Source organism: Flavobacterium sp. CFS9, from assembly GCF_041154745.1.
In the GTDB taxonomy this organism is placed as follows: domain Bacteria; phylum Bacteroidota; class Bacteroidia; order Flavobacteriales; family Flavobacteriaceae; genus Flavobacterium.
In genome coordinates, this window is sequence record NZ_AP031573.1 from 1,457,840 (window position 1) to 1,479,227 (window position 21,388).

The 21,388-nt window shown below is 38.4% G+C and carries 15 protein-coding genes; 12 read left to right on the forward strand and 3 right to left on the reverse strand.

All coding sequences use genetic code 11. The features are described 5' to 3' along the window. Positions 1-15: 15 nt before the first annotated feature. Positions 16-783, reverse strand: coding sequence for a nitrilase family protein (locus tag ACAM30_RS06440; RefSeq protein ID WP_369617728.1), 768 nt, complete (start codon positions 781-783; stop codon positions 16-18). Positions 784-1,023: 240 nt separating this feature from the next. Here ACAM30_RS06440 and ACAM30_RS06445 point away from each other — a divergent pair, with 240 nt between their 5' ends. The 11 genes from ACAM30_RS06445 (at position 1,024) to ACAM30_RS06495 (ending at position 17,097) form a co-directional block, all read left to right on the forward strand. Continuing rightward, positions 1,024-1,146, forward strand: coding sequence for a hypothetical protein (locus ACAM30_RS06445; protein ID WP_369617729.1), 123 nt, complete (start codon positions 1,024-1,026; stop codon positions 1,144-1,146). A 165-nt stretch (positions 1,147-1,311) separates the two neighbouring features. Further along, positions 1,312-4,548 (forward strand): SusC/RagA family TonB-linked outer membrane protein, encoded by a 3,237-nt coding sequence (locus ACAM30_RS06450; protein ID WP_369617730.1) that lies wholly within the window; start codon positions 1,312-1,314, stop codon positions 4,546-4,548. 18 nt (positions 4,549-4,566) lie between these two features. Further along, entirely contained in the window at positions 4,567-6,066 is a 1,500-nt protein-coding gene (locus tag ACAM30_RS06455) for a SusD/RagB family nutrient-binding outer membrane lipoprotein (protein ID WP_369617731.1), read from the forward strand. Positions 6,067-6,429: 363 nt separating this feature from the next. Beyond that, positions 6,430-9,585 (forward strand): SusC/RagA family TonB-linked outer membrane protein, encoded by a 3,156-nt coding sequence (locus ACAM30_RS06460; protein ID WP_369617732.1) that lies wholly within the window; start codon positions 6,430-6,432, stop codon positions 9,583-9,585. Between the two features lie 11 nt (positions 9,586-9,596). Continuing rightward, positions 9,597-11,126 carry a SusD/RagB family nutrient-binding outer membrane lipoprotein gene (locus ACAM30_RS06465; protein ID WP_369617733.1) on the forward strand — a complete coding sequence of 510 codons (1,530 nt, stop codon included), beginning with the start codon at positions 9,597-9,599 and terminating at the stop codon, positions 11,124-11,126. A gap of 17 nt (positions 11,127-11,143) precedes the next feature. Beyond that, positions 11,144-12,463, forward strand: coding sequence for a GntP family permease (locus ACAM30_RS06470; protein ID WP_369617734.1), 1,320 nt, complete (start codon positions 11,144-11,146; stop codon positions 12,461-12,463). 4 nt (positions 12,464-12,467) lie between these two features. Next, entirely contained in the window at positions 12,468-12,935 is a 468-nt protein-coding gene (locus ACAM30_RS06475) for a RidA family protein (RefSeq protein WP_264531558.1), read from the forward strand. 192 nt (positions 12,936-13,127) lie between these two features. After that, complete coding sequence (locus ACAM30_RS06480; RefSeq protein ID WP_369617735.1) at positions 13,128-14,159, forward strand: PfkB family carbohydrate kinase; 1,032 nt, start codon at positions 13,128-13,130, stop codon at positions 14,157-14,159. A gap of 9 nt (positions 14,160-14,168) precedes the next feature. Then, positions 14,169-14,816, forward strand: coding sequence for a bifunctional 4-hydroxy-2-oxoglutarate aldolase/2-dehydro-3-deoxy-phosphogluconate aldolase (locus ACAM30_RS06485; protein WP_369617736.1), 648 nt, complete (start codon positions 14,169-14,171; stop codon positions 14,814-14,816). A 3-nt stretch (positions 14,817-14,819) separates the two neighbouring features. After that, positions 14,820-15,935, forward strand: coding sequence for a D-TA family PLP-dependent enzyme (locus tag ACAM30_RS06490; protein ID WP_369617737.1), 1,116 nt, complete (start codon positions 14,820-14,822; stop codon positions 15,933-15,935). A 91-nt stretch (positions 15,936-16,026) separates the two neighbouring features. Next, positions 16,027-17,097 (forward strand): dipeptidase, encoded by a 1,071-nt coding sequence (locus ACAM30_RS06495; RefSeq protein ID WP_369617738.1) that lies wholly within the window; start codon positions 16,027-16,029, stop codon positions 17,095-17,097. On the opposite strand, the gene ACAM30_RS06500 is transcribed toward ACAM30_RS06495, so the two are convergent. Next, complete coding sequence (locus tag ACAM30_RS06500) at positions 17,094-17,870, reverse strand: DeoR/GlpR family DNA-binding transcription regulator (protein ID WP_369617739.1); 777 nt, start codon at positions 17,868-17,870, stop codon at positions 17,094-17,096. The genes ACAM30_RS06495 and ACAM30_RS06500 overlap by 4 nt on opposite strands. Positions 17,871-18,059: 189 nt before the next feature. Here ACAM30_RS06500 and ACAM30_RS06505 point away from each other — a divergent pair, with 189 nt between their 5' ends. After that, positions 18,060-20,363, forward strand: coding sequence for a family 20 glycosylhydrolase (locus tag ACAM30_RS06505; RefSeq protein WP_369617740.1), 2,304 nt, complete (start codon positions 18,060-18,062; stop codon positions 20,361-20,363). 226 nt (positions 20,364-20,589) lie between these two features. Here ACAM30_RS06505 and ACAM30_RS06510 read toward each other — a convergent pair whose 3' ends face one another. Next, positions 20,590-21,336, reverse strand: coding sequence for a succinate dehydrogenase/fumarate reductase iron-sulfur subunit (locus tag ACAM30_RS06510; RefSeq protein ID WP_369617741.1), 747 nt, complete (start codon positions 21,334-21,336; stop codon positions 20,590-20,592). Between the last annotated feature and the right edge of the window lie 52 nt (positions 21,337-21,388).

Consider the following 21,388-nt stretch of genomic DNA (forward strand, 5'->3'; position numbering starts at 1 on the left):
TCTTCTGAATTAGAATCAAAAATCGATTCTAAAGACATCTTTATCACTTAAGAAATCGAGTTTTTTTCGGGTTTCCAGCATGGCGTTTTTATCCAATTCCACCACAAAAGTATCCTCGGTTTCCTGTGGTTCGAGAATATAATTTCCTAAAAAATCGACCGCTTGTGAATGCCCAATATGTTCAAAATTATTCGCATCCAGCCCTACTCTGTTAACTCCAATCACATAACTGAGATTTTCGATGGCACGTGCTTTAAGTAAGGCATCCCAGGCATTGGTTCTCACTTTCGGCCAGTTGGCCACATACAACAATACATCATAATTCTCGACATTTCTGGCAAAAACCGGAAATCTCAGATCATAACAAACCTGCAGACAAATCTTCCAATCCAGATAATCCACAATTACTTTCTCACTTCCGCCGGTGTAAAACTGATCTTCTCCCGCAAGTGAAAACAGATGACGTTTGTTATAAAATTGAATTTCACCTGACGGAAAAACAAATACCATTCGATTGTAATACTTCTCGTTTTCAACAATAACAAGACTTCCCACAATAGCTGCATTTTTTTGTTTTGCTAAAGATTGCAGCCAGAAAATCGTTTCCCCTTGCATTGTTTCGGCAACTGCAGCAGCATTCATGGTAAATCCCGTTGAAAACATCTCCGGCAGCACGATCAGATTAACGTCAGTATCGATTAGACTGATTTTGGCTTCAAATTGCTTTCTATTCTCTGAAGCATTCTCCCAATAAAGATTTGATTGTATAAGTGCGATTTTCATATGGTAAAAGTACTTTTTTTTAAAACAAAATGACCAATTAAGTTTTGACTTTCACAAACCCTCCTACAAATAGCTGCAAACCCAGTAAATATCGGATTTTTCAGAATAAAAAAACATTATCAAAAAAAATTATGCAAAAATATTGCACAATTTATGCGAAAATATTGCTAGCAATGAATATAATTTATATATATTTGACCGCTGATTAAAAAAATATAAAACCCTAAAAAACACTTAATTATGAAAAAACACCCTATTTTAAAGGGCGCACCGCCAACAACGATTCTTGCAAACCACCAAGAACCATTTGCAATAAAAAAGCAAAAAACTAAAACAACACAAGTAGATTCCTTATCATTTTAAATCATACTACTAAAGCCACAACAAAGACCACAACTGTAGTAAAAGTAACAGGATTCTATTTGCAATAATTCGTCTTCAGGAAACGAATTAAGAAATTCTCTCACCTCACCAGTGAGACAAAAAAACAACCAATCAATAAACCTCAACTAACTAAAAACCCAAAGAATGAAACAAACTATTTTATTATTTATGTTCTTTTTTGCGATACAGGTCACCCAGGCGCAAGTAAAAACCATCAAAGGAACGGTGACCGACACTAATGGCATCTCGATACCGGGAGCATCCATAAGTATAAAAGAAGAAAAAAGAGGTACCACGACCGATTTTGACGGCAAGTTCTCTATCGACGTACAAGAAGGAAAAACACTGACGATCTCCTTTTTAGGATTAGAATCACAAAATATCCTTGTAGGCAACTCTAACAACCTCAACATAAAAATGAAAGAAGCCGCCGCAACAGCCCTTTCCGGCGTGGTAGTTACTGCATTAGGCATAAAAAGAGAAAGAAAAGAACTGGGCTATTCTTTCCAGGATGTAAAAGGAAAAGATTTAGCAGATAATCCCACACTAAGCGTAGCACAATCTTTATACGGAAAAGTCGCAGGGGTTAACATCTCACAAACTACGGGGGGTTTTGGAAGCAGTTCCCGCATTGTCATAAGAGGAAACCGATCTATTAGCGGTGACAACCAGCCTCTATTTGTTGTAGACGGAGTTCCTTTAGGCAATACCGGACTAGCCTCGGTCACTGATTCTAAATCAGGGAGATATTCAGATGGAGTCGATAATGGGGATGGATTATCCAGCTTAAACATGGACGACATCGAAAACATTTCTGTGCTGAAGGGGGGAGCCGCCAGTGCACTTTACGGAGAGCGCGGTGCCAACGGAGTTATCGTTATTACCACCAAAAAAGGAAAAAAAAACTCATTAAAAGCAGAATATAACGGAACAACCACTTTTGACCAAATTAACACAACCTATAACGATTTCCAGAGACAATATGGTACGGGCTCAAATGGTCTACTCCCAAATCCAAATGATATTGCGAATGCAAAAAATGCCACTACAAGTGCATGGGGACCTAAATTTGGATCGGCTGGCAATACTACAACACGAATTTTTGACGGCTCTTACAAACCTTATGAAAATGTAAAAAATAACATTAAAGATTTTTTCAGAACTGGAGTAACCGTTAATAATAGCTTTAGTTTATCAGGAGGAGGAGACAATACCAGCTTTAGATTAAATTACTCCAATCTTGACGCTACTGACATCGTTCCTAAAAGCGGTTTAAAAAGAAATACTTTTACACTGGGCGTTAATTCACAAATACAGAAACTGACCCTAGATGCAAAATTTAGCTATATCACCGAGAACACCGACAACAGACCTTCGTTATCCGACGATGCCGGCAACCTTGGATTATCTGTAGCTGCAATAGCACCAAATATTGACCAGGCCTGGTTAAAAAATTACGAAGACCCAAACGGCATATATTATCCATGGAACTCAGACCCTAACCGACTAAATCCTTATTTTGTACTAAACGAAAATAAAAACGAAACGCAAAAAAACCGAATTCTCGGAAATTTCAGCGCCACTTATGCCCTTACCAGCTGGTTAAGCGCTACTGCAAGAGCCGGAATTGACCGCTTTACATTTGAAAGCTCCGATTTTGTTAACGCCGGAAGCACCTGGAACTCCAGACAAAATGGTTCTCTGATTAACAGCAACACCACCTTTCAGGAATACAACGCAGAAGCCTTATTGAACGCTCAAAAATCGTTTGGAGATTTTAACGTAACCTTTGGTGTTGGAGCCAATCAAAGAAACTCTCAAAGAATAGTTTCAGGGGTAGCACTTAGCGATATGATTACAAATGGAATCAACAAACAAGCTAATTTCGTATCCAGTATTCTGAATCCAAAAACAAACGACGAAATACTCGTACGTTCTTTATACTCGTACTTAAGAACCAACTATAAAAACTATCTGTTTTTAGACTTTACCGGACGTAACGACTGGAACTCCACTTTAGCCACAGCTGTTGGCACATCAGGCAATAATAATTACTCCTACTTTTATCCGTCAATATCTTCGAGTTTTATCTTTACTGATGGTTTCGACATTAAAAGCGATGTACTGACTTTTGGAAAAATCCGAGCTTCATGGGCCGGTACTGCAAAAGCATTGGAAACACCTTACAATACAGCTCTTTATTATAACATACAATCCAAACCTTTATACGGCAATTCAATAGGCTCCATAACAAACAGCATCCTTCCGAACAACCACTTAAAACCAGAATTTACTACAAGTTACGAGGTGGGAGCCGACTTAGGTTTTTTCAAAAATCGCTTACAACTTGATTTATCTTATTACTACACCCGAACTAAAAACCAGCTAATCGTATTAAACGTTTCACAGGCCTCTGGTTTTGTAGGGATTAATGCCAATGCCGGTGCAGTTGAAAACAAAGGTTTTGAAGCCTTAATAACTGGAGGAATTTTTAGAAATCCTGATGGATTCAATTGGGACATGACTCTAAATTTTGCAAGAAATAGAAACACATTACTTGAACTAACCGATCAAACTGATCTTCAGGTAGTATCTAATGCAAGATGGGCCGGCGCACAAATTGTAGCCAAAGTAGGAGAAAGTTCTACCGAAATTTACGGAAGAAAGTTCCAGAGATCCCCAAATGGTCAAGTCATTATCGGATCGAACGGACTTCCTCTTTTAACTGATGGTTATGAGAGTTTAGGAAGAACTGCTCCGGACTGGATTGGCGGTGTAACAAATGAATTTTCATACAAAGGAATTAGTCTTCGAGCTAATTTTGACATGAAATTTGGAGGCAAAGTTTATTCAATGACCAATGCTTATGCTGCTTATAACGGGCTAACAAATGAGACCTTAGAAGGAAGAGACGGGTACAACGCATGGGTTGCCGAACAGGTCGCAGCGGGAAAAACATTAAATCAAATAGGTCAGCTAACTCCAACTGCAGGTCTTATTGTTCCAGGAGTAACCGAAGTTAGAGATAATACGGGTAATGTAACCGGATATCAAAATAACACCCGATATGTAAACCCACAAACGTACTGGAGAAGTTTGTATGGCGACAACACTACACCGGAACCTTTTGTTTATGACGCCTCCTACGTAAAACTGAGAGAAGTCTCTATAGGTTACGATTTTCCAAAAAAATGGCTAAAAGGTACTGGATTCGAAAGATTTAAATTTTCTATTATCGGCAGAAACCTATGGAATGTATACTCTAAAGTTCCAAACATCGATCCGGAATCTACCTATACAAACGGAAATGGACAAGGTTTCGAATATGGTTCTTTACCTTACCGAAGATCTTATGGCTTTAACTTACAATTATCATTCTAACACTCAAATTTGATCCTAATGAAAAAACATATAACACATTTAACGAACTGTATGCTGGGTGTAATTTTATTGCTTAGCACAACCAATTGCGCAGACGATGAGCTTTTTAGAGAAACCAATACCAATCCGGAATCTTTCTTAAGTGTAGCTCCTCACTTACAATTAACCGGAGTCGAGGCTGCCCTTTCCGGCGGAATCTTTGAACAGTGGAGAGCCAATCTTATATATGGAGAAGGATTTGTGCAGCATCTGGGCGCAGCATGGGCAACTACAACTTACGGCTCTTTCTACGCTGCCAGTACAGAACATCAGGGAGCACTTTGGAACGCAAATTATGGCGGAGGCTTAATACGCAATGTAGTAGATCTCACCGAAAAAACCAACGGAAAACCGGAATACAAAAATATGAATGCCTTAGCAAAAACGCTGAAGGTAATGGCTTTCCAGCGTCTCACAGATTTATATGGAGACATCCCCTACTTTGAAGCAGGTTTAGGCTATCACAAAGTAATTCTCTATCCTAAATACAACAGCCAAAAGGATATCTACACTGACTTTTTTAAACTTCTGGACGAAGCCTATAGTCAACTACAATCCGGTACCGACCCAATAAAAGGAGATATTTTTTATGCCGGCGATATCTCAAAATGGAAAAAAATGGTTAATTCATTGAGATTACGCTGTGCGATGAGGATTTCAAAAGTAGATCCTGCCCTTGCCAAAGAGCAAATTCAAAAAGCCGTTACCAATGGTATATTTACCAGCAATGATGACAATTGTTTCATGAAACACGACTCGACTCTTCCGGAAACAAATGGCGCCACCAACAACGGTAATGGACTTTCTCATGCCTTCAAAGGTAATGAATTGAACGACCGTGCTACCATCACGATACTTAATGCACTGGGAGATGATCCGAGAAAAAAAATATGGTTCCTACCCGTAAATGGCAATTATGTTGGTATTGACCCAAACATATATGGATACGAATTCGCACCCGGAGGAGGCAATGGTCTGTCTAGAATACAACCTTACTTATACGAAAACAGTGCCCCATACCTGCACCTTACTTACTCCGAAACACAACTCCTTTTAGCAGAAGCTTCTTTCAGAAATCTATACACCGGAGACACCAAAACTCTCTACAAAAAAGGAATTGAAGCCGGAATCAGACAATGGATTATTTTTAAAGATGCCAGCATTATTGACAATGATGCTATTACTGCCTTTTTAGCCACAAAAAACCTTACACCGGGAAAAGAACTTGAAGAAATTGCAACCCAACAATGGCTCACTTTATTCTTAAACGGAATGGAAGCTTACAGCAATCATAGACGTGTAAATTTTCCAATTTTAATTAAAATAACAACTGTAAGATCAACAACAGACGGAATTATGCCTTCAAGATTGCCTTATCCGCCTGAAGAATCTACCGCTAACAAAGAGAACTACCTTGCCGCCAGTGCCAAATACAACAACAACAGCTGGTTCGCTAAACTATGGTGGGATGTAGATTAAACGATTAACCCTAACCCAATACCACTCCTTTCATGTTGATCCTAATACCATTCGTAATTTGTATTGAATTGCGAGTGGTATTTTTTTAGACTTTTCCGATCAAAAACAGACCGAATCGCCTATTCTTACTATTCTAAAAATACGAATTTTAAGATTAAAATAAATTCTTCCCCAAAAAACTCATTCTGCAAAATTTTCTCAGAACACCCTTAGAAACCTCACTTCTTTGGGATTATAAAAACATTTCAGAAAAAAATATTGCAAAAAAAATGCACTTTATGCAAAAAAAATGCAAACAAATAAAAATTATCTATATATTTGATCGCCAATAAAACCAAAATAAAACATGAAAACCAAAGTATTATGAAAGCAAAGCTAATTTCATTAGTATTTATTGGGGGAGTAATCTTCTCAGCAAATGCAAAAGAGGCTGCAATTAAAACGCACTTCTTTGAACAAAAAAGCAATCAGATTGAAATTTCAGGCCAAATCATTGGTCAGGACGATGGGATGCCAATTGCCGGAGCTACTATTTACGCAAAAGGCAATTCGAAAGCAGCTACTATAACCGATGAAACAGGAAAATTTAAATTAAATGTTCCGGAAAATGAAACTCACATCATCATTTCTTACATGGGTTATACAACTTTAGAATATAAACTAGATAAGGTAACAGATGTAGTCATAAGTTTAAAACCTGCGGAAAATGTATTGGAACAGGTTTTAGTAACTGCACTGGGAGTTAAAAAAAGTACAAAAGCAATTTCTTATGCAGTAACCGAACTTAAAGGAACTGAATTTACAAAAGCCAAAGAAACGAATATCACCAATGCCCTGGCAGGAAAAATTGCCGGTGTAAACGTGAGTGGTACTGCAACAGGTCCAACCGGATCAACCAGAGTTGTAATTCGCGGAAACGGTTCCTTAAACGGAAATAACCAACCCATGTATGTTGTAAACGACCTTCCAATAGACAATACACAACTAAATTTACCGGGTACCGGAAATGCACCGGGATCACCAAGAATTAACGTAGACCGAGGTGATGGAACTTCTGTTATCAATCCCGATGACATCAAAAGCATCACGGTATTAAAAGGAGGGACCGCTGCCGCTCTGTATGGTGCAAATGCTGCAAACGGTGTGATCTTAATTCAAACTAAAAGAGGATCGGCTCAAAAAGGAATTGGTGCAGAATACAACACTTCCTTTACTTTTGAAACTCCGGCTATTAAACCAGACTGGCAATATGAATATGGCGCAGGAGCTTTGGGCAAAAAACCTACAACTCAAGCTGAGGCGGTAGATTATGGCCGCTGGTCATGGGGAGCAAAAATGGACGGAACAGACGTGGTTCAGTTCGACGGTGTAAAAAGACCTTACTCTCCTCAAAAAGACAACATTAAAAACTTCTACCAAACCGGAACTACTTTTATCAACTCACTTGCCTTATCAGGAGGAACCGACAAAGCATCCGGACGTCTTTCGTTTATGAATATGGACAATCAGGGCATCGTACCTAATACTTCTTTTAATCGAAAAAGTGTCAACATTGCAAGTAATGTTAACCTGACAAACTGGTTAAAATTTGACGTTGTAGCCCAATACAATATCGACAAAACAGAGAATAGAACTACAGTATCTGATGCAGAAGCAAATCCTAACTGGGCAACTTATATGATCGCCAATACCGTCGACATCAGAAATCTTTCTCCGGGTTATGATGCAAATGGCAGAGAGGTAGCCTGGAATCCCGTTGCAGTGGCAACAAATCCCTACTTCGCTGTCAATAAAATTAAGAACAGCGATACTAAAAACCGCTTTATCGGAATGCTAAATGTAAAAGTGAACTTTACACCTGAATTATTCCTTCAGGGAAGAATTGGGCAAGATTATACTAATTACGATTTTTATGCGTACATTCCTAAAACAAGTTTAAACAATCCTGTTGGATACGGGCAGGGTTCAAAAGTAAAATTATCCAATTTAAACTCAGAAGCCATTCTGAACTACACTAAGAAAAACATCTACAAAGATTTCTCTTTGAACGCTTTAATTGGGGTCAATTCTCGTACCAATGTAAGAGATGAAGTTAGAATAGACGGATCTAATTTTATATTAGACGACTTCTACTCTTTAACTAATCTTGCCACTATAACCTATGCCTATCCTTACGGAAAAACAAAAACAAATTCTGTATATGCCGCAGCAGATTTAGATTACAAAAATGTGGTTTTCCTAAACTTCACAGGACGTCAGGACTGGTTTTCTACTCTTTCAAAAGACAACAATACGATATTCTATCCATCAGTAGGTACCAGTGTTATTCTTTCAGACATCGTAAAAATGCCGGAATGGATTTCATTCAGTAAAGTAAGAGCTTCCTGGGCACAAGTGGGTGGAGCTACTCCGGATCCGTATGCTTTAAACCAATCATACTCTATGATTCAGGGCGGACACAACGGTCAATACCTACAAAGCACAACAGGTTCAAGAGTTCCAAATTCAACACTAAGTCCATTAACTTCAACAACAGTAGAAGTTGGAACAGACATGGGGTTCTTTAACAACCGCTTAAATCTTGATTTTGCCTGGTACAACAGAGAAACTACTAATGACATTGTAGAAACTACCATCTCAAATGCATCAGGAGCAAGAACCGCTTTACTGAACCTTGGAAAAATGAAAAATACCGGAGTTGAACTTTTGCTGAGCGGAAAGATCATCAACAACGATAATTTTTCATGGGAAGCCAGCATCAACGGATCTTATAACAAAAATACCGTTGAATCACTTACAGGTCAGTTAAATTCGCTTACGATGGCAACTTCTGTAAACGGATATGTTACCGTTAACAGCGACGTTGGTCGTCCTTACAGTATTATAAAAGGATACAAACCTCTTAAAGATGCCAATGGTAACACCGTGTATAATGTAAGTGGCAATACTGCAACTGTTGCACAAGGTCCTCTTGAAGAACTAGGACAGGGTGTTCATCCTTGGTCGGCAGGTATCAGTAATGAATTCAAATACAAATCAGTATCCTTCAGCTTTTTAATTGATGGTAAATTTGGTGGAGATTTATACTCTGGAACAGACTTGTACGGAACCCGTATGGGATTGACCAAAATGACACTGGAAGGTCGTGAGAACGGATTACCAATTTCGGGTGTTGATACTAAAGGAAATCCTGTAAATATGGTTATTGCACCGGCAGATCTAAGAACTTATTATGACGGTTTAAGAAATATCTCTTCTTATTTTGTTTACGATGCCAGTTTCATAAAACTAAGACAAGTAATTATTGGCTATCAGCTGCCAATTGAAAAATTCGGTTTTTTATCCAAACTTCAGGGAGCTTCAGTTTCTTTTATCGCAAGAAACCTGTTCATTCTTTACAAGAAGACACCAAATGTAGATCCTGAATCTATATTTAGTGCCGGAAATGCTCAGGGTATAGAACAATTTGGAGTACCTAGAACAAGAAGTTTCGGATTAAGTTTAAATGTTAAATTTTAAAGAACAAAACCATGAAAAAGAGAACCATTTTATATATGGCAGGTATACTTTTAGGAAGTATGACAGCCTGCACCAAAGATTTTGAAGAAATCAACACCAACCCCAACTCTGTTGAAGTACCAAATGCTACCTTTATTTTTAGTCAGTCACAGCTTGATGGGTTAAACAACAATTACTTTTTTACCAATGTGTTGCAATGTGGCGGTATGTTGCAGCATTATGCAACCTACAAAGAAGCATCAGGTGTGGGAGACAAGTACCTAAACAATGAGTCTTACTATTCTGCTTACTTCAACAGAGGTTATCCAACTGCTGTCAATGAAATCCAAACGGTAATTAATACTTTAAAGGACAATCCGGTCGAGAGCAACAAACTCAACATCGCAAGAATCTGGAAGGCCTATATCTACCATCGTATGACCGATTTATACGGAGATATCCCTTATACTGAAGCATCAAAAGCCTATACAAACGAGCATTTTCTTCCAAAATACGACAGTCAGGAATTCATCTATAAAGATTTACTAAAAGAACTTGATGAAGCAGCCGCTGCCTTAGATCCGGCCAAAGCAAGTTTTGGTAAAGCCGATTTTATCTATGAAGGCAACATAGCCAAATGGAAAAAGTTTTCTTACTCTCTAATGCTTCGTCTTGGTTTACGACTTTCAAAAGTTGATCCTGCATTATCCAAAACCTGGGTAACAAAAGCCATTACCGGAGGAGTAATCGTAAACGCAACGGACAATGCACTCATTAAATATACGGATGGCCCGAATGATTTCAACAGAAATCCTGCCGGTATTGACTCCAGAAGTCTTGATTTTGCAAAAGATTCCTTTGGACAAAAAAATACAGAGGGGGGGAAGCTAGCCAAAACTTTTATCGATGTACTAAAAGCTACTTCAGATCCAAGACTTAGTGTTTATTCTGGTGTTTGGCAGGGAACTGTACAAAACACAGATCCTGCTGTACAAAAAGGTTTCCCTAACGGAACTAAAACTGCCCCGTCTGCGGCAGAACAAGGCACTTATTCTGAGCCTAACCAAAGTACTGTATTCCGATATGATGCTCCTATGATGATCCTGAGTAATGCTGAAACCAACCTTTATCTGGCCGAAGCGGCCATAAGAGGATGGTACACCGCTGAGAACGATAAAGATTTATATGAGAAAGCCGTAAAAGCATCTTTCCTGAATATGGGAATTTACGGTGCAAACTATGCAATTACAGACGCAACACCGTATCTAACAGCAAATCCTTATAATGTGACTGGAACCTTTGATCAAAAGATGAATCAGATACACAGCCAAATCTGGATAGCGCTATTTGTAGACGAGCAGGAAATTTATGCCAACTGGAGAAGAACAGGCTACCCGGTTTTAACACCAGTAAACTTTCCGGGCAACGTTACTAACGGAACCATTCCAAGACGTATCAAATACCCGGTAAGCGAATATTCCGTGAATTCAACTAACTTAGCTGAAGCAGTTAAACGTCAGGGACCTGATACTTTTACTACAAGAATCTGGTGGGATAAATAATAATACAAAAAAGATAAATGAGCATATTAATTCTTACGGCATGCATTGCGTTTCTAATCGTCCAGATCGCCTGGCTTAAAATCAATCCGTTTATTGCCTTTATCATAACAGCTTTATTAGCAGGCCTTTTTTTAGGCCTGCCAATAAACACTCTGTCACAAACCGTACAAAAAGGTTTGGGCGAAATGTTAGGATCGATTACGCTGATTATTGTTTTCGGAACCTGTATCGGTAAACTTACCGTTTCATCAGGTGCCGCCAATGTCATTGCCAAAACTGTTATGGGATGGACGGGTAAAAAATACGTTCGCCTTGGCTTAATGATTACCGGATTTATTGTTGGGATACCTCTATTTTATAGTGTTGGTTTTGTTTTGTTAGTACCCTTAATCTTCTCAGTAGCCCATCAATTTAAGCTTTCAAAAGTATATCTCGGTATTCCAATGCTGGCGTCGCTTTCAGTAGCACACGGTTTCTTGCCCCCACATCCGTCTCCAATGGCCTTAAGCAGTATTTTTAATGCCGATCTTGGACTCGTTTTAGTTTACGGAATTATCATTGCCATACCAACCATTTTTATTGCAGGTTTACTGTTTTCGAATTTACTCAAAAACATCAAAACCGAATCCGATCATGAAATCTTAAACGTTGAAGAAGTTGTAAACGAAGGCAAACTTCCAAGTTTTTCACTCAGTCTGTTTTCTGCTTTATTTCCGGTTTTCGGATTAACGGTGACTTCGATATTACCAATGATTTCTAAAAATGAAACTTTAGGAGATATCTGCAAAACAATTGGAGAACCAAGCATGATCATGCTGATCTCTTTACTGATCTGTACTTATACTTTAGGCATTAGAATGAACCGCAGCATCACCTCTGTAATGGAGGATTATGCCGTTGCGATTAAAGATGTTGCCTTAATCGTTTTAATTGTTGGAGGAGCCGGCGGTCTGAAAGAAGTTATGATTGTGAGCGGTGTAAACGAAACTATCGTTACAGCTTTAACACAAATAAACATTCATCCTTACTTATTAGCATGGATGATGGCAGCGATCATTCGTGTTTGCGTAGGTTCAGCAACAGCAGCCGGATTAATGACCGCCACGGTTCTATTACCTTTATTGCAAACTGCCGGACTTGATCCTAACTTATTAGTACTGTCAGTTGGAGCAGGAAGCTTAATGTGCTCTCATGTAAACGACCCAAGCTTCTGGATGTTCAAAGAATATTTTAACATCAGCCTGAAAGATACTTTCAAATCATGGACCGTTATGGAATCCTTAGTATCCGTTTTAGGAATCATTTTCGTTTTTATTTTAAACTCTATAATACATTAATATCATGAATTTATTACCACAAGAAAAATTTGAAACCCTTGGATTGTCTCTTCCTCCGGCGCCTCAGCCTTTAGGAATATACAAGCCCTATTTAGTTGATGGTAAATATTTATACCTTTCAGGTCACGGGCCTGTAAGAGACGACAAATCCTTAATCATCGGCCGAATTGGTGATGACATGGACATCGAAGAAGGAAAGTTAGCAGCAAGACAAGTCGGATTAACCATGCTTTCTACAATTGTAACCAATTTTGGAAGCCTGAATAAAGTAAAAAAAGTTATAAAAGTACTCGGAATGGTGAACTGTAATGGTGAATTCTTAAGGCATCCCTATGTAATAAATGGTTGCAGCGAATTATTTGCTGAAGTCTGGGGACAGGAAAACGGAATTGGAGTACGAAGCGCTGTAGGAATGGGATCTTTACCAGACAACATTCCTGTTGAAGTTGAAGCCGTTTTCGAATTATACTAAAAAGTTATGCCGCAGATTATAAGATTAAAAAAGGATTATTTTTTTGTTTGCCACAAATTTCACGAATTTACACTAATTATTTTTTACCATATTGATTCGCGAAAATTAGTGCAATTCGCGGCTAAAAAAAATTAACCGTACCTTTAATAAATCCTTGAAATCCATATAATCTGTGGCAAAAAAACAAAAAATATGAATACAAATACCTCACAAACAAAAATCGCAACTTTCGGTGAATTATTACTCCGAATGAATGTTGCCAACGGAAATCGATTTACACAAACCAACGAAATAAAAGTTTACGTGGGCGGTGCCGAGGCAAATGTTTGTGTTTTACTTTCCCAACTTGGAATACCTACGGATTACATTACCCGATTACCTCAAAATGACTTAGCACAATTGGCTGTAAACGAACTTCAGAAATACAAAGTAAATACCTCGAAATGTGTTTATGGCGGAGACCGTTTAGGTTTATATTTCGTCGAGGCCGGAAATCAAATCAGACAATCACAAGTTATTTACGACCGAAGCAATTCGTCTTTTGCGACCATACAAAAAGATCAGATTAACTGGGATCTGGCATTAGCCGATGTAACCCATTTTCATTGGTCGGGAATAAGTCCGGGAGTTTCGCATGAAGCGGCTGACGTTTGCAAAGAAGCCATTCTCGCGGCACATCAAAAAGGCCTCCCTATTTCTTCTGACTTTAACTACCGTTCCAAACTATGGCAATACGGAAAACATCCGTCAGAAGTTATGCCTGATTTGCTTCAATACAGCACAATCACGGTAGCCGATTTAGATGCAATTGAAATTTATTTCGGAATTAAAACCGACGCACGAGAATCGGATGCCGATCGTTTCCAAAAAACATTCGAATTGTTAAAAGCAAAAATGCCTTTTCTAAAAACACTCGCCATGAGTTTCAGAAAGTCCGACGGACTGGCGCATTTATACAAAGGATTATTGCTTCATGAAGGCAATTTCTATCAAACACCCGAACATAAAATACAGGTCGTAACCGACCAGATAGGTTCCGGAGATGCCTTCAACGCAGGGTTATTATACGGACTGACCCATAAATTATCCGGTCAGGAATGTATCGAATGGGCAACTGCCTGTGGAGTAATCAAACAAAGTATTCACGGAGATTTTGCTATAAGCACTCCTGACGAAGTAAATCATTTTATTAAAAATGGCTCAAGTAACAGAATTAACAGATAAAACAAAAACATGTACAGCATATTAAAAACGCAAGGTGTACTTCCGTTAGTGACACAAATCAACATTGAAACAGCCCAAATAGTCTTGCAATCGGCGGCTGATGCTGGCATAAAAATTATAGAGTTTGCTGCTCGCGCAACTGATGCTAAAGAAGTTTTTAGCCAAATGATCCATTTTAAAAAAGCAAACAATTTAGATGTTAAGATAGCCGTTGGATCTATTTTAAGCGTTCAGGATGCAGAAACCTTTCATCAGTTAGGAGCCGATTGTATTGTTTGTCCACATACCGATCCGGAAATCGGAAACTACTGTTTCAAAAACAACATCTATTGGATTCCCGGAGCCGCGACCTTAAACGAAATACTTCATGCTAATAAATTAGGTGCCGAAATTGTAAAACTTTTTCCTGCCGATAAAATTGGTGGTCCCGGATATGTAAAAGCCATCAGAGCTCCTTTTCCAAACTTAAAAATAATGCCAACCGGCGGAGTAACCTTAGAAGAAAGTAATCTGAAATCATGGTTCAAATCAGGAGTGGTTTGTGTTGGAATTGGCTCTAATTTATTTACAAAAGAAATGATGCTCGATTTAAGTTATGAGCAGTCACTTCAGGCTTTTCAAAATTTAATTGAAGTCGTAAAAAAAACAAGAAACTAAATTATGCAAAACAATTGGTGGAAAATTAGCTCCGAAATCCGTGTAGACACTCCATTTTTGGCCGTTTACGAAGACCGCATTCAGGCCAACATTGAACGCTTGATAGAAGCTGTGAACGGCAATACTCAAAAATTAAGGCCACACATTAAAACTCACAAAATTGGAGAGATTCTGGACTTATTTAAAACCTACAACATCAACAAAGTTAAATGTGCCACCATTGCCGAAGCAGAACTTGCCGCCATACATGAAATTGCGGACGTACTTCTCGCCTATCAGCCTGTGGGCAATAAAAAAGAGCGATGGATTTCGTTAATTAAAAAATATCCTGCTACCGCTTTTTCTACCATTGTTGACAATTACGAATCGGCGAAAGCATTGGATACCATTGCACATAAAAGCAATCTGAAACTTACCCTTTATTTGGATCTGAACTCCGGGATGAACCGAACGGGAATTTCAATTTCTAAAAACTGGGAAGCTCTGATTGATGAAATTGTCAAATTAAAAAACATTCATTTTGCAGGTGTTCATCTGTATGATGGTCATCTGAAAGGGGATGTTGAACATCGAAATTCGGTCGCCTCAAATATTTTCTTTAGCATAAATGAAGAAATTGAGGCTATACAGAAAAAACTAGGCTATGAATTAAAAATTGTAGCCGGAGGATCCAACACCTTTCCCTTCTATGCCACACAGAAAAATGTAGAATGCAGCCCCGGAACTTTTGTCTTCTGGGATTCCAACTATCAGATCCACTTACCGGAGCAAAATTTTGAACCTGCTTTGGTGATCGTCGGAACCATTATTTCCAAACCAACCGATACTACTTTTTGTATCGACATTGGTTACAAAGCGGTTGCTTCCGAAAATCCTATCGATAAAAGGCTTGTCATTTTAAATGACGACAACCTAATCCCGATTTCACATTCTGAGGAACATCTGATCATCGAAAATCGCGGCAAAAATAAGTATGCGATTGGCGATATCATTTACGCACAGCCTTACCACGTTTGTCCCACTTGCGCACTGTACGATTCCGTTCAGGTTGTCAATAGCGAACATCAGATTTGTGATCAATGGCTCATTACAGCCCGCAGTAGAAAAATTAATATCTAGAAATAGAGGAAAGAGAATAGAATAAAGATTATAGACTTTAAAGAAAACCTCTGAATCTTTGTCTCTTTGAACCTTAGAACCTTAAAAAACTATGTTTATAATAGACGCCCATTTAGACCTTAGCATGAATGCGATGGAATGGAACAGAGACCTGCGAAACGACGTTGCCACTTTACGCCATTTAGAAAAAGGCATGACAGACAAACCGGATCGCGAACGTGCCACTGTTTCTTTTCCTGATTTGCGAAAAGGAAATATCGGAATTGTAGTTGCCACTCAAATTGCAAGATTTGTAAAACCCGACAGCCTTATTCCCGGCTGGAATTCTCCTGAGCAGGCATGGGCACAAACACAAGGTCAGCTTGCCTGGTACAAAGCCATGGAAGAAGCCGGAGAAATAACCCCCATTACAGACAAAAAATCATTACTGAAACAGATTGATTTATGGAATGACGGAACCCCAAATGATAAAAAACCAATTGGCTACATTTTAAGTTTAGAAGGAGCCGATTCTATTATTGATATCTCCTATTTAGAAAAAGCATATCAGTATGGCTTGCGCGCTATCGGACCTGCACATTACGGTCCCGGACGATACGCAAACGGAACGGACGCTACCGGAAAAATGCAGCAAAACGGACTTGATTTACTCAAAGAAATGGAACGTCTGAACATTATTCTGGACGCCACTCATTTGTGTGATGATGCATTCTGGCAGGCATTAGATCATTACAGTGGTCCTGTTTGGGCAAGTCATAACAACTGCCGAAGTCTGGTAGATCACAACCGTCAATACAGCGACGAAATGATTAAAGCTCTAATTTCAAGAGGAGCAGTTATTGGAGGTGCTTTAGATGCCTGGATGCTGGTTCCGGATTGGGAAAGAGGAGTTTCAACTCCACAAGGAACAAATTGCAATCTTGAAACTGTTTTCCAACACATGGATCACATTTGTCAATTGTCCGGAAACGCCAATCATATAGGCGTAGGTTCTGATCTTGATGGTGCTTTTGGTACAGAGCAATCTCCCTACGATTTGAACACCATTGCCGATTTGCAGAAACTAGTTCTGATTTTTAAAAATCATGGATATTCTGACGAAGATTTAAATAAGATCTTTCATCAAAACTGGATCAACTTTTTACTAAAAAACTGGGATTAAACAAAAACTAAACTGGGAACTGCCTTCTTATACGCCTGTAATTTTTCGTGATCCGGATCCACTTCGGTCACCACATAATCAACCTCGGATAAGTTGGCAATTTTCATCTTTAGGACCGTATCCAGTTTTTCAGAAATCGTAAGAATGGCTGTTTTTTCGGAAGCCTGAATCATTGCTTTTTTAACCTGAACCGTTTCCCAGTCAGAATCCGAAAAACCGCCTTCGATGTCCAAGGCATTGGTTCCTAATATTAACAAATCAACTTTAATATTAGCCAGCTGATTATAGACATCGCCGCTCACACACATTTGGCTGTACGACGAAATACTGCCGCCAATCATGATAATTTTAACATTGGGTTTGTCCAAAAGTTCAACCGCCGATAAAACAGTAACTGTAAAAATGGTTAGATTTAAGGTGTCGGGAATCAATCGGATAAACTCTCTGATGGTTGTTCCGCCACCAAGCAATAAAACCATACCATCACGAAGTAAACCTAAAGTTTTTTGTGCAATGGTTTGTTTTGCTTCACCTGCATAAGTTTGATTGGAAGAAGAATGGTGATAAGCTTTTGTCATCGCACCACCTTTTACTTTAATCAATAAAGACTCTGATTCAAGTTCATTAATATCTCGTCTCACCGTATCTTCTGAAACAAATAATTTAGTCGAAAGGGTTTCAAAACTTACGCGGGTGTGCAGGTTAATTTCTTTTAAAATAAGATTTTTACGTTCTTCCTTAGTGTAATTAACCAATTCATTATCATTATTCATCCAAGTTCAATTTTAGTAAAGCAAATGTAAACAATTAATGCAATATTATTGCGAAACAAATTAGAATACAATGTAATAAAAAAGTTAATTCATCTATTATAAAGACTTTTAAAGACAAATAGGCCCTGCAAAAAAAATGCAAACCACCCAACAAACCTTACATTTGTTTAACTAACCCAAAAAGCAACCATGCGAAAAAATATTCTTCTTCTTTTCATATTTTGTTATTCTTTTGGAAGTGCCCAAACTTCCTCACCTAGTAATTCGATCATTCCGGCTCCCAATTTCTACAAAGCCACCGGAGACAGTATTCGTTTAAACGGACAGATTAAAGTCCTTTTTGAGAAAAATAAATTCAGTGCTAAAGAACAAAAAACAGCCAATCTGTTGGAGTCTGCTATAAATTCTAACGCCTCAAAAAGGAAAAGCAATGTAGATGTTTTATTCATCACACAAAACCCAGCTTCCTCTCTAAAAAAGGAAGGGTATAAAATTACCATCACTCCAAAAAAAATAACCGTTACCGGAAGTGAAGAGGGACTATTTTATGGCGTTCAAAGTTTATTGCAAATGCTTCCGAACAAACCTAAAAGTCAGGAAATAAAACTTCCTTGTGTTACGATAGAAGACGAACCAAGATACGATTACCGAGGCCTGCATTTAGACGTTTGTCGTCACTTTTTTAGCGTTGATGTTATAAAAGATTTTATCGCTCAGATGTCCAGCTATAAATTAAATAATTTCCATTGGCATCTCACTGACGATCAGGGATGGAGAATTGAAATCAAAAAATATCCAAAACTAACCGAAATAGGCTCCAAAAGAGCACAGACTCTCGTAGGAAACAAGTTCGAAAGATTTCCGTATTTTTTTGACGGAAATCCTTACGGAGGTTTTTACACACAGGAAGAAATCAAAGATGTTGTGAAATTTGCAGAAGAACATTATGTCAATGTAATCCCTGAAATAGAAATGCCCGGACATGCCACTGCAGCTGTTACTGCTTACCCGAACCTGTCTTGTTTTCCGGATCGTCCTTATAAAGTGATTGAATACTGGGGAGTGTTTGAAGATATCTTCTGTGCAGGAAAAGAAGAAACTTTTACTTTTCTCGAAGATGTTTTAACCGAAGTCATGGCATTATTCCCCAGCAAATACATTCATATTGGTGGTGACGAATGCCCGAAAGCCAGATGGAAAGAATGCCCAAACTGTCAAAAAAAGATCAAAGAACTAGGATTGAAAAACGAGCATGAATTACAAACGTATCTTACCACCAGAATAGAAAAATTCCTGAACAACAATGGGAGACAAATTCTCGGTTGGGACGAAATGCTTGAAGGCGGATTAGCTCCAAACGCGGCCGTTATGTCCTGGCGTGGAGAATCTGGCGGAATTGCAGCTGCCAAACAAAAACATTTCGTAATCATGAATCCGGAACAGGTTTTATATCTCGATTATAACCAAGCCTATTCCCCAAACGAACCTTTAACTGTGGGGCGATTAGTTACTGTAGAAAAAATTTACAACTACAACCCCACTCCTGTTGACAGTTTGACGATCGACGAACAAAAATACATTATGGGCGTTCAGTCTAATCTTTGGTCGGAATACTTAACGAGTCCTGCCAAATTAAACTATCAGCTTTATCCCAGAATGTTTGCTTTGGCAGAAACTGCCTGGACTCACCCTCAGCAAAAGAATTACAATAATTTTGTCCTGAACCGCATGCCCCATCATTTAGAAAAACTGGAATTACAAAAGAGACTATACAAAGTCCCGACACCGTTTGGAGCAAATGAAACGGCTCTAATTGCCTCCGAATATGTACTGGATCTAAAACCTACCATTAAAAATGGTCAAATTTTCTACACGATTGATGGCTATAATCCTGATGAAACCGCAAACCTTTATGAAAAACCTGTCACGATACACATTCCAAAAGGAGAATTCAGAACCATAAAAACAGTTCAGATTAGCCCTGGCGGCAGAAAAAGTTCTATCAACAAGATAATAATCCGAAATCCGGATTTAAAACCTGCTTTAGCGGTAAAACCAACCAAACAAGGTTTAAAATACGAATACTTTATCGGAACCTTATTTCAGCAGGTTCAGGATTTAGAATTAGTAAAACCGGTGAATTCGGGGATCTTTGAAGGGACTGTGAGCAGTGAAAAATGGAAAACAAAAAAAGAGCGCTATATTGGCCTAAAATTCGACGGATATATCTACATACCCGAAACCGGAAATTATACCTTTTCAACGCTCTCAGACGACGGATCTAAGCTTTTCATCGACAATGAGCTAATTGTAAACAACGATGGGATTCATTGGCTCAATGAGGCCTATGGAGCTGTAAAACTCGAAAAGGGATTTCATAAGTTCAACATCAGCTATTTTGATCAGATAGGCGGAACCACCTTAAACTGTTTCATTCAGCCCGAAGGAAAAGAAAAACAGGAAATAAGCGCTTCGCAATTGTTTTACGAATAAAATGAGGGTAATGTGATAATTAAAAATGAGATAATTTTAGAATCTTATCTGATTGTCTAATTCAGAAGTAAGAGCCTAAAGACCTATGTTGTCATTTGCTTTACTTTATTCGGAATGAGGTTGGTCAGAAAGATTCAGATCATTATCTCATTTCCTAATTATCTAATTTATTACGCATAAAAAAAGGATCGTTACGATCCTTTTTTTATTTAAAACTATTTTGAAATTATCCTTTCAAACTTGCTGCCAAATACTCACGGTTCATACGTGCAATATTTTCAAGAGAGATTCCTTTAGGACATTCTACCTCGCAAGCTCCTGTATTGGTACAGTTACCAAAACCTTCTAAATCCATTTGATGAACCATGTTCAAAACACGATCTGTTGCTTCAACTTTACCTTGTGGTAATAAGGCATACTGAGAAACTTTTGCAGAAACGAATAACATCGCTGAAGAGTTTTTACAAGTTGCAACACATGCACCACAACCGATACAAGCAGCAGCATCAAATGATTTATCTGCGTCGTCTTTTGGTACTGGAATTGCATTCGCATCGATTGTATTTCCTGAAGTATTTACAGAGATAAACCCACCTGCGTGCTGGATTCTGTCAAAAGAACTTCTGTCAACCACTAAATCTTTAATTACCGGGAAAGCTTTTGCTCTAAATGGCTCGATAAAAATCGTATCACCATCTTTAAACATACGCATGTGTAACTGACAAGTAGTAACACCTCTGTCCGGTCCGTGTGCTTCACCGTTGATGAATAAAGAACACATTCCACAGATTCCTTCACGACAATCGTGGTCAAATGCTACCGGCTCTTCTCCTTTGTTGATTAGTTCTTCGTTAAGAACGTCAAGCATTTCAAGGAAAGACATATCCGGTTCGATTCCATCGATAGGATATTCTACAATCCCTCCTTTATCTTGGGCGTTTTTCTGACGCCATATTTTTAATGTAAGTTTCATCTTTTATAAGTTTAAAAGTCTTAAAGTCTAAAGTCATAAAGTCAAATTCTTA